Source organism: Citrobacter sp. wls826 (assembly GCF_005281245.1).
Taxonomy (GTDB): Bacteria; Pseudomonadota; Gammaproteobacteria; order Enterobacterales; family Enterobacteriaceae; genus Citrobacter; species Citrobacter braakii.
In genome coordinates this window covers 51,308-60,461 of the sequence record NZ_SZWS01000016.1, presented here as the reverse complement: position 1 = coordinate 60,461, position 9,154 = coordinate 51,308, and the positions used below count along the sequence as shown (strand labels likewise).

The following is a 9,154-nucleotide window of genomic DNA, read 5'->3' as shown; positions in this document are numbered from 1 at the left end:
CCGCGCGCCGTATCGGCGGATATCTGATGTGGATGATGGTAATCAGTACCAGCCTGAGCTCCTCTATGTTCGTTACCGGTGCTGCACCTAACGTGCTGGGTCTGGAATTCGTCAATAAAATTGCCGGTATTCAAATCAGCTGGTTGCAATGGTTCCTCAGCTTCCTGCCGGTTGGTATTATTTTGCTGATCGTTGCTCCGTGGCTGTCCTATGTTCTTTACAAGCCAGAAGTTACTCACAGTGCTGAAGTTGCCGCGTGGGCTGGTGATGAACTGAAAACCATGGGTAAACTGACGCGTAAAGAGCTGACCCTGATCGGTCTGGTTCTGCTCAGCCTGGGTCTGTGGGTCTTTGGCGGTAAACTGATTGATGCGACCGCTGTGGGTCTGCTGGCAGTCTCGCTGATGCTGGCGCTGCACGTTGTCCCGTGGAAAGACATCACCCGTTATAACAGCGCATGGAACACCCTGGTTAACCTCGCCACGCTGGTCGTTATGGCGAATGGTTTAACCCGTTCAGGCTTCATCGACTGGTTCGCCAACACGATGAGCTCGCACCTGGAAGGCTTCTCGCCTAACGCGACCGTGATCGTTCTGGTGCTGGTGTTCTATTTTGCTCACTACCTGTTTGCCAGCCTTTCCGCACACACCGCCACCATGCTGCCGGTTATTCTGGCCGTCGGCAAAGGCATCCCGGGCGTTCCGATGGAACACCTGTGTATCCTGCTGGTACTGTCCATCGGTATCATGGGCTGTCTGACTCCGTATGCAACTGGCCCTGGCGTTATTATTTACGGCTGCGGTTATGTGAAGTCCAAAGACTACTGGCGTCTGGGTGCTATCTTCGGCGTTATCTACATCTCTATGCTTCTGCTGGTCGGCTGGCCGATTCTGGCAATGTGGAGCTAATCATTCGGGTTCCCGCCTGATGAAAATGATGCCAGTCAGCTAAACCTGACTGGCATTTTTTATGATTAAATAGATGATATTCAAAATTTATATAAGTATCCGAAATCATCATGACATCAACATGGCGTTATTCTTCGCTGCTGGCAGCACTTCTGCTCCCAGTTTCTGTAGCTCAGGCCGATGAACTTCAGGCAAAACAGTACGCTGATTTTGACAGCTACGTGCTGGCCCTCTCCTGGCAAACCGGATTTTGTCAGAGCCAACACGAGAGAAATCGTCAAGAGCCCGACGAATGTCGTCTGCAAAAAGAGAGTGCGGACAAAGCAGATTTCCTGACCGTTCACGGTTTATGGCCCAGCCTGCCAAAATCCATCGCCGCCCGTGGAGTAGACAACCGCCGCTGGATGCGCTTTGGCTGCGCGACTCGCCCTATTCCCAACCTGCCTGAAGCGCGCGCCAGCCGTAAATGCGCGGCTCCCGAAACGGGCCTGTCGCTGGAAAGCGCGGCAAAACTCAGTGCCGTAATGCCCGGTGCCGGCGGGAGATCCTGTCTGGAACGTTACGAATATGCCAAACATGGCGCCTGTTTCGGTTTTGATCCCGACGCATACTTCGGCACGATGGTACGGATGAATAATGAGGTTAAAAACAGCGAGGCTGGCAAATTCCTCGCGGAAAACTACGGCAAAACCGTCAGCCGCAGCGCATTTGACACCGCCGTCGCTAAAAGCTGGGGCAGAGAGAACGTCAAAGCCGTGAAGCTAAGCTGCCACGGCAATCCGGCCTATCTCACAGAAATCCAGTTGTCCCTGAAAGCCGACACCATTAACCAGACGTTATCCGCACAGTCATTCTTACCGCAACCGCATCCGGGTAACTGCGGTAAACAGTTTATTATCGACAAAGTGGGATACTGAAAATAACGACCGGCGCGGCAAGCTGGCGTCGGTCCATATGGTTAGCGTTTTGAACGAGCATCCGGGCGAACTAAATCAAAGCGGTGTGTTTCACTGATCGAATAATACGCCGTTGGCCCGCCCGCACGCAGTACCGGTTTTGCTTTCGCCGTCTGGTAGATGCCGCCTTCCAGTAGCGTTTCATCAATATGAATACCCACCACTTCTCCCAGCACCAGCCAGGTTTCAACAGGCGAACCATCAGCGGTGGTCAGTTGCAGACTTTGCGATAAGCGACACTCAAAATTGACCGGGCTTTGCGCCACGCGCGGCACGCTGACTATCCGACTATCAGCTTTGCTAAGCCCGGCGGCAAAAAACTCATCCTCGCCGTGAGGCAAGCTGGCTGACGTTTCGTTCATCGCGCTGGCCAGCTCAAGAGTCGTCAGATTCCAGACAAACTCACCGGTGTCGATAATATTCTGCACGCTATCTTTCCAGCCGCTGCTGGCGAAACCGATAATCGGCGGATGATAATTAAAGCAGTTAAAGAAACTGTACGGTGCAAGGTTATGCCGACCGTCGCTGTCGCGGGAGGCAATCCAGCCAATAGGGCGCGGTCCAATGATGGCATTCAGCGGGTCATGCGGTAAACCGTGTCCTTGTGATGGTTGATAGAAATACATAGCGTTCTCTGTTGAAGTTAACATCAGCGCAGCACAAATTATGCTTCGCTCATCTCCCTGGAAAAAGAAGATCAGCGTAGAACAATCTGCTAAAGATTACGATTGAATAAAGTTGAGCAGATCGCCGTTGATCTGTTGTTTATGGGTAGTGCAAATGCCATGCGAACCGCCAACATACACCTTCAACTGCGCGTCCGGCAGTATTTCCGCCGCAACCTTTCCGCAGGTTTCAAACGGGACAATCTGATCGTCATCACCATGGATCACCAGCGTCGGGATAGTCATCTTTTTGAGATCCTCACGCAGGTCAGTTTCTGAAAACGCGTGAATACAGTCGTACAACGCTTTGATAGAACCTTGTAAGCCCTGTTCAACAAAGCTTTCACGAACGGCTTTCGACGCATTTACGCCCGGGCGGTTGTAGCCATAGAATGCAGCGGTCAGTTCATAGAAGAAGGCAGCGCGATCGTTTATCACTCCCTCACGGATGCCATCAAACACCTCTTTCGGCACACCATTTGGGTTAAAGTCGGTCTTGATCATTATGGGCGTCACCGCGCCGATTAACACCGCTTTGGCTACCCGCTGCGTTCCATGGCGACCAATGTACCTCGCCACTTCCCCGCCCCCGGTAGAGTGTCCGACATGTACGGCATCTTTAAGATTGAGATGCGCGGTAAGTTCAGCCAGATCGTCAGCATACTGATCCATATTGTGACCATCCCAGGGTTGGGCTGAACGCCCATGCCCACGCCTGTCATGGGCGATCACCCGAAATCCTTTCGACCCGAGAAACAGCATCTGATCTTCAAACGCATCTGCCGTCAGCGGCCAGCCATGGCTAAAGACAATAGGCTGCCCACTTCCCCAATCTTTAAAATGCAAATAGCTGCCGTCTTTCAAGGTAAGTTTGTCGTACTGGCTCATGAGATCTCCTGTCGCGGAACACTGAGTTGTTTGACGCGCCCGCAGCGAGCGCTTAAAAAGCATAATGCAAATTGGAGAACGATCGCGTTTTTCGGCTAAAATCACACCATACGCAACAATATTGATGATTTGCCTGAATGTGAACTAAATCACTTCAAACCAGGGGTAAGTCTCAGTATCATCATAAAAGCTAAACCCTTGCCGCCTGACGGTGAGGGTTTTCTTTTGGGATTATTTACCTGCGCACCCGCAGTATCGACGACATGGAGTAACAAATGTCCAGACCAACTATCATCATTAACGACCTCGATGCGGAACGCATTGACCGCCTGTTGGAGCAACCTGCGTTTGCTGGTTTACCGATTGCCGACGCCCTGAACGCCGAGCTGGATCGTGCCCAAATGTGTTCACCAGAAACCATGCCGCACGATGTCGTGACCATGAACAGCCGCGTGAAATTCCGCAATCTGAGTGATGGCGAAGTCCGTGTGCGTACCCTGGTGTATCCGGCCAATATGACTGACAGCAGCACACAGCTTTCGGTAATGGCACCTGTTGGCGCTGCACTTCTGGGCCTGCGCGTTGGCGACACCATTCACTGGGAACTACCAGGCGGGACCTCAACACACCTCGAAGTCATTGAGCTTGAGTACCAACCTGAAGCTGCGGGCGACTACCTGCGCTAACTCTGTCTTATCAAAGCCACTCGCTTTATCTTACAGGGGATGCATCCGCATCCTCTTTCCGGTTAGCCCCCAACTCCTGACCCTCACCTTATCTCCTGTTCGCAAAACATAAATCTGTGTCGTGACTGACAGAATCATTTTTAATACTATGCTGATATGTGTTCATGTAATGACAAGGAGAATGTTTATGTACAACACAATCATAATGCCTGTTGATGTATTCGAAATGGAACTGAGCGACAAGGCTATTCGCCATGCAGAATTTCTGGCACAGGAAAACGGGGTTATTCATCTGCTGCATGTGCTGCCAGGCTCAGCAAGCTTAAGCCTGCACCGCTTTGCAGCCGATGTCCGTCGTTTTGAAGAGCATCTACAACACGAAGCGGAAACTCGTCTGCAAACGATGGTCGGTCACTTCAGCATCGATCCTTCCCGTATTAAACAACACGTCCGCTTTGGCAGCGTACGTGACGTCGTCAACGAGTTGGGTGAAGAGTTGAATGCGGATGTGGTCGTCATTGGATCGCGCAACCCATCAATCAGCACTCATCTGCTCGGCTCAAACGCTTCCAGCGTTGTTCGCCACGCTACTCTGCCAGTGCTGGTTGTACGTTAATAGCCTCTAATTTGCTAAAGAAAACCCCTGCCAGGTTAATGCCTGACAGGGGTTTTTATTGCCTGACGATCAGTACAAATGACCGATATTCACGATAGTACTAACCGTATCGCCAAAGAACGTCAGACGACCCAGGAATACGCCAACAAACAGCAGGACAAAGAGCGCTTTTGCACGACGCTCGCCCTGGCGGCTGAGGACAAAGGCCACCGCCAGACACACCAGACTTGCCAGATAAAGCGGCGACGTCAGCCAGGCATGTGCCGTCATCTGCATGATGGTGCCACCACTTAGCCAGATAATGGGCGCGGCAATCATGACCGCCATACAAACGACAATCCCCTGACGCAATGCGGCAACGGCAGGCGTGAGGTTAAGCAGCGGAATCGCCGCACAACCCATAACCCACACCGTGATGAAGAACAGCAGCATCGTCAGACCGTTGGCGATCGCCACCATCGCCGGGGCGGCATAGGTCATCCCCTGTACCGCCACCAGCGCGATCCCGAGAACAGAGGCCAGAACGGCCGGCGCTTTGTGCCCTTTTGCCAAAAACGTCACGCCCACCGCCGCGCCGTATAAAGTTGCGCCGAGAATCTCACGGCTCAGCCAGGCATGCTGGAGGTTAATCAGGGCATTGTAGGCGCGATCCGGATGCGCCAGGTGCAATACCGCCGCCACGGAAGCAGCCGCCAGAACCAGCCCGCTTACCAGCCAGTACAGGCGCTTGCTTTCCAGTTTCCCTTGCAGCGTGCGCAGCGTCAGAATGAGCGTTATACCAACCGACATCTGGCTCAATACGGTAAAAATAACCAGAGGGAATTCATACTTTTCCATTACTTGCCCTCCGGTTGCTTCGGTTGACGCGCGAGGATAAAACGCGTGCCAGGGTTAAGCTGCGGCATACGTGGGAATCCCGGCGGATACTGTACGGCATTGTTGGGGATCGGATCGGCATCCAGATCGATAAGCGTCAGGGCGCCTACCGGGCAGGCACTCACGCACGCCGGCTGCATACCGACATCGAGACGCTCGTAGCACATGCTGCATTTTTCCGCTTTTTTCATCTCTTCATTAAAGCGCGGCGCACCGTATGGGCAATTGCGGATACAGTTTTTGCATCCGATACAACGTTCCGGATTATGCACCACAACACCATCCTCGCGTTTGGTGTACGCCTCTACCGGACAAGCCGCCAGGCAGGCCGGATTTTCGCAATGGTTACAGGCCAGCGAGTAGAACGCTCGCTCCTCATGCGGGTAAATTTCTTTATCCAGCGGGTAGACATAGCGCCAGAAACGTTCAGGCTCCAGCTGATTAAAACTCTTACACGCCATCGCACAGCCACGGCAGCCGATGCACTTATCGCTATTGACTAAAAACGCGCGTCTCATGCTGCAGCTCCTTCATTTCCTGACAGAGTAATATCTACAAATTGACTGTGTATGGCCGCACCGGGCGCGCCTGTCGCCATTTTTCCCATATCGGCGGGCGTATCTTTGACCACATTCTGTACGTTGTAACTAAGCTTGTTGAACCAGGATTCGTACATCACAAGAAAATCTTCCGGCACATTAGTGGTAATTTTGGCTCGCAACTCAACATGGCCCACCTCGTTGAAGACTTTGACGTGAGCGCCCTCAGTGATGCCCTTTTTCTGTGCAGCAAGCGGGTGGATATAAACAAAGGGTTCTGGCCAGAAAACCTGCATCCAGTCCAGATTGACAAACTGCGAGTGCAGACCGTACTGAAGATGAGGTGTAAACAGGTGGAACGGCAGCGCACCCTGTGCACCCGCTTTATATTCCGGCAAAGCCGTGTGACCATTTTCCGCACAAAGTTCTGATTTGAACTCGTACTTGCCTGACGGCGTTTTGAACTTGCGATCGTACCAGGCCGCGGTGCTGACCATTTTTGCTTTGCGTGGTCCTTCCAGCAGGTCATCCCAGCCTGCAATGCCAAACTGTTTCCCCATCCCCTCATTAAATTCCTGATCCAACCAGCGTTTAGCATCAAACGCCTGCGGGAAGGTACATGAACCGGGTTCCAGTTTATTGATGGTTTTGGACAGCAGCGCCGCGATTTCCGGATCGCTCTTGCACTCATACAGCGGTTTGATAGCCGGCTCGTTGACGGATAACCAGTAGTGCCAATAAGACGAAGAGACATCCCATTGTTCAAAGGTGGTAGTGACAGGCAGCACGATATCCGCATGTTGGACGGTTTCGTTGAAGAACTGGTCGACACAAACCACCATTTCCAGTTTATCAAACGCTTTGATCATCTTGTTGCGGTCGAAATCCTGAGCAAACGGGTTTTTAGAGGCCACCCACAGCATCCGTACCGGTGGTTCACTGGCGTCCAGAATCCCTTGCGCCGTCTGGTTGATATTCAGCGCACGATCGGAGTATTCGCTCTTCTCACCGCTATCGCTGACAAACTCACCCACCGGACCACCTGCGCCTTTTATTCCGACAGAACCTGCAGGAGGCTTCTGCATCATTCCATGGTAGTTATAACCCCATGTCTGCAGATGACCGTAGCGGGCACCGCCGCCCTCAATACCAATATTGCCGGTCATTGCCACAAAGGCATCGATCGCCCGTACGTTAGCGCCGCCGTTAACATGGCGCTGCATGCCGTAGCCAATCCACACGGTGGCAGGATTAACCGCCGTAAACTCTTCCGCTAACTGGCGAATGGCATCCGCCGACAGACCGCAAATTTCAGCGGCCCACTCGACGGTCACACTGCTGCGCAGATAAGCTTCGAATTCCGGGTATCCGTGGGAATAGTTATTGACGAAATCCTGATCAACTAAACCTTTATCCACCAGGTGACGCGCCATGCCCAGCGCCAGAGCGCCATCTGAGCCTGGGCGAACACGTAAATAAAGATCGGCTTTCGCGGCGGTCTGCGTTAACAGCGGATCGATAACGACAACTTTTGCGCCTTTCTCCCGCGCCTGATAGATGTATTTCATAGTGTGCATAGAGCACCAGGCCGGATTCGCGCCCCAGATGATGATATATTTTGCTTTTACAAAATCTTCCGGGTCGTTACACCACATATCCCCCATATCATAGTTCTGGGCGTCGATACCGGCTGGCCAGCAAGGTGTCCCGGCAAAACGGGTGGTGTAACCCAGCGAAGACATCATCCCTTCAACGGCATAACCCATCACCCCAAGGTTGCCTGAGTATTTTGACAGCGCCAGCCCCAGCATTGAGCCGTCTTTCTTTTTAATCTCCAGCATATTGGTCGCAATGCGCTGCATTGCTTCGTCCCAGGAGATACGACGCCAGTTACCGCTGCCGCGAACATCCTGAACCATCGGATATTTAATGCGATCCGGGCTATACACCCGGCGAGGATAAGTCAGACCTTTTACACAGGGTGTTCCATGCGTAAACGTTGACTCAGGCGCGCCTTCCACAAAGGTAATGACGTCATCCTTCACCCAGGTTTTCAGGCTACAGGTGTCATAGCAGTTACGCGGACAGGCGTTGCGAGAAATTTTGTAAGTTTTAGGGTTAAACGGAATTGGCGGTTGCGCCAATGCGCAGCGTGAAGTCAGCAACCCCCCAGGCAGGGCAGCCACGGTTCCAAGGGCAACTAACCCTTTCAAAAATGAACGTCTGTTCAGAACTCCCGGTTCATTACTCATATTGATACTCTCGTGTTTAATTCATTAAGCCAAGAAGACAACCTTCCCGCTACGGTTTTCAGCGTGGCGGTTTGTGCATTTATATTTATTTTTTCGATATACTCGGGCACCCACAGCGCTACATACTCACTTACATATCGAGTGAAGGCGACCTGGTATTTAGCTGATGTTCTGGCATTAGCCGATAATAAAACCGCCAATTCCAATACATATGAAATATGATCATCCGGTATATTATTTTTGTGGTTTATAGATAAACCTATATTTGCCATGAATTCCCGAATGCTCAAAGTTGATTTACCCATTACGAGGGCATCTTCTTCGAGATAAACCGAAGCGAACGGCGCAGCCTTTAACGTCTGTGGCCCAACAAATAGCGCATTGAAGTCGTACTCCGCGTCCAACCACTCCTGTTCTGTTAGCCTCGAGGCATGTGCTTCCAGAGCTGAATAAGCCGCTTTCAGCGTGTGACTATCGTGAGAAATAAAAAAATCACGCAACAATAACCCTGTCGATTCAAAGATCGTCAGGGTTTCATATATTTCACCCATGAATTAACCAACCATTTATTCATAAAACAAATGAAAACGTAACACAGGTTGATATAATAAAGAAAACGCCTCATCTTTCTTTGATGAAACTAATGGTCAGACTCATTAAATAAATGTGTTACGCGGTTTATTGTTTCAAGAATTGACAATCTGAAAGCGTGGAAATAAAAAACCGCCAGCGGATGGCTGACGGTTTTGGCATTGCAGGTGTGTCTTA

At 51.6% G+C, this 9,154-nt stretch carries 10 protein-coding genes; 4 read left to right on the top strand and 6 right to left on the bottom strand.

The genetic code is table 11. The annotated features are described in order from the left end of the window. A partial coding sequence (locus FDW87_RS21540) for a DASS family sodium-coupled anion symporter (RefSeq protein ID WP_252362960.1) occupies positions 1-908 on the top strand: 908 nt, incomplete at its 5' end. A gap of 110 nt (positions 909-1,018) precedes the next feature. After that, positions 1,019-1,825, top strand: a complete 807-nt coding sequence (rna, locus tag FDW87_RS02355) for a ribonuclease I (RefSeq protein ID WP_047415132.1) — start codon at positions 1,019-1,021, stop codon at positions 1,823-1,825. Between the two features lie 41 nt (positions 1,826-1,866). Here the strand turns inward: rna and FDW87_RS02350 are convergent, their stop codons facing one another. Both FDW87_RS02350 and FDW87_RS02345 read right to left on the bottom strand, forming a co-directional pair. Continuing rightward, positions 1,867-2,490: a flavin reductase family protein gene (locus tag FDW87_RS02350; protein ID WP_016155958.1), complete on the bottom strand. Its 624-nt coding sequence runs from the start codon at positions 2,488-2,490 to the stop codon at positions 1,867-1,869. A 96-nt stretch (positions 2,491-2,586) separates the two neighbouring features. Beyond that, positions 2,587-3,417, bottom strand: coding sequence for an alpha/beta fold hydrolase (locus tag FDW87_RS02345; RefSeq protein ID WP_016152216.1), 831 nt, complete (start codon positions 3,415-3,417; stop codon positions 2,587-2,589). Positions 3,418-3,692: 275 nt separating this feature from the next. On the opposite strand from FDW87_RS02345, the gene rnk reads away from it, so the two are divergent. Together rnk and uspG are read left to right on the top strand one after the other, a co-directional pair. After that, positions 3,693-4,103, top strand: coding sequence for a nucleoside diphosphate kinase regulator (gene rnk / locus FDW87_RS02340; protein WP_005120853.1), 411 nt, complete (start codon positions 3,693-3,695; stop codon positions 4,101-4,103). Between the two features lie 187 nt (positions 4,104-4,290). Beyond that, on the top strand, positions 4,291-4,719 hold the full coding sequence (gene uspG / locus FDW87_RS02335; RefSeq protein WP_016152215.1) for a universal stress protein UspG: 429 nt from the start codon (positions 4,291-4,293) through the stop codon (positions 4,717-4,719). Positions 4,720-4,788: 69 nt separating this feature from the next. On the opposite strand, the gene FDW87_RS02330 is transcribed toward uspG, so the two are convergent. Genes FDW87_RS02330 through FDW87_RS02315 form a run of 4 tightly spaced genes read right to left on the bottom strand, consistent with a single transcriptional unit; the run spans position 4,789 to position 8,937 of the window. Beyond that, positions 4,789-5,556, bottom strand: a complete 768-nt coding sequence (locus FDW87_RS02330) for a DmsC/YnfH family molybdoenzyme membrane anchor subunit (RefSeq protein WP_049269767.1) — start codon at positions 5,554-5,556, stop codon at positions 4,789-4,791. Continuing rightward, positions 5,556-6,113, bottom strand: coding sequence for a 4Fe-4S dicluster domain-containing protein (locus FDW87_RS02325; RefSeq protein ID WP_049269768.1), 558 nt, complete (start codon positions 6,111-6,113; stop codon positions 5,556-5,558). Before FDW87_RS02325 ends, FDW87_RS02330 begins: the two co-directional genes overlap by 1 nt. Next, on the bottom strand, positions 6,110-8,386 hold the full coding sequence (locus FDW87_RS02320; protein ID WP_137379423.1) for a molybdopterin-dependent oxidoreductase: 2,277 nt from the start codon (positions 8,384-8,386) through the stop codon (positions 6,110-6,112). Before FDW87_RS02320 ends, FDW87_RS02325 begins: the two co-directional genes overlap by 4 nt. Further along, entirely contained in the window at positions 8,383-8,937 is a 555-nt protein-coding gene (locus tag FDW87_RS02315) for a molecular chaperone (protein ID WP_137352693.1), read from the bottom strand. The genes FDW87_RS02320 and FDW87_RS02315 overlap by 4 nt, the downstream gene beginning before the upstream one ends. Positions 8,938-9,154 lie beyond the last annotated feature (217 nt).

Bases quoted from the DNA above. Each gene is read 5' to 3' on its own strand.
- FDW87_RS02325 (WP_049269768.1), bottom strand. From the start codon at position 6,113: ATGAGACGCGCGTTTTTAGTCAATAGCGATAAGTGCATCGGCTGCCGT.
- FDW87_RS02320 (WP_137379423.1), bottom strand. From the start codon at position 8,386: ATGAGTAATGAACCGGGAGTTCTGAACAGACGTTCATTTTTGAAAGGG.
- rna (WP_047415132.1), top strand. From the start codon at position 1,019: ATGACATCAACATGGCGTTATTCTTCGCTGCTGGCAGCACTTCTGCTC.
- uspG (WP_016152215.1), top strand. From the start codon at position 4,291: ATGTACAACACAATCATAATGCCTGTTGATGTATTCGAAATGGAACTG.
- FDW87_RS02315 (WP_137352693.1), bottom strand. From the start codon at position 8,937: ATGGGTGAAATATATGAAACCCTGACGATCTTTGAATCGACAGGGTTA.
- rnk (WP_005120853.1), top strand. From the start codon at position 3,693: ATGTCCAGACCAACTATCATCATTAACGACCTCGATGCGGAACGCATT.
- FDW87_RS02330 (WP_049269767.1), bottom strand. From the start codon at position 5,556: ATGGAAAAGTATGAATTCCCTCTGGTTATTTTTACCGTATTGAGCCAG.
- FDW87_RS02345 (WP_016152216.1), bottom strand. From the start codon at position 3,417: ATGAGCCAGTACGACAAACTTACCTTGAAAGACGGCAGCTATTTGCAT.
- FDW87_RS02350 (WP_016155958.1), bottom strand. From the start codon at position 2,490: ATGTATTTCTATCAACCATCACAAGGACACGGTTTACCGCATGACCCG.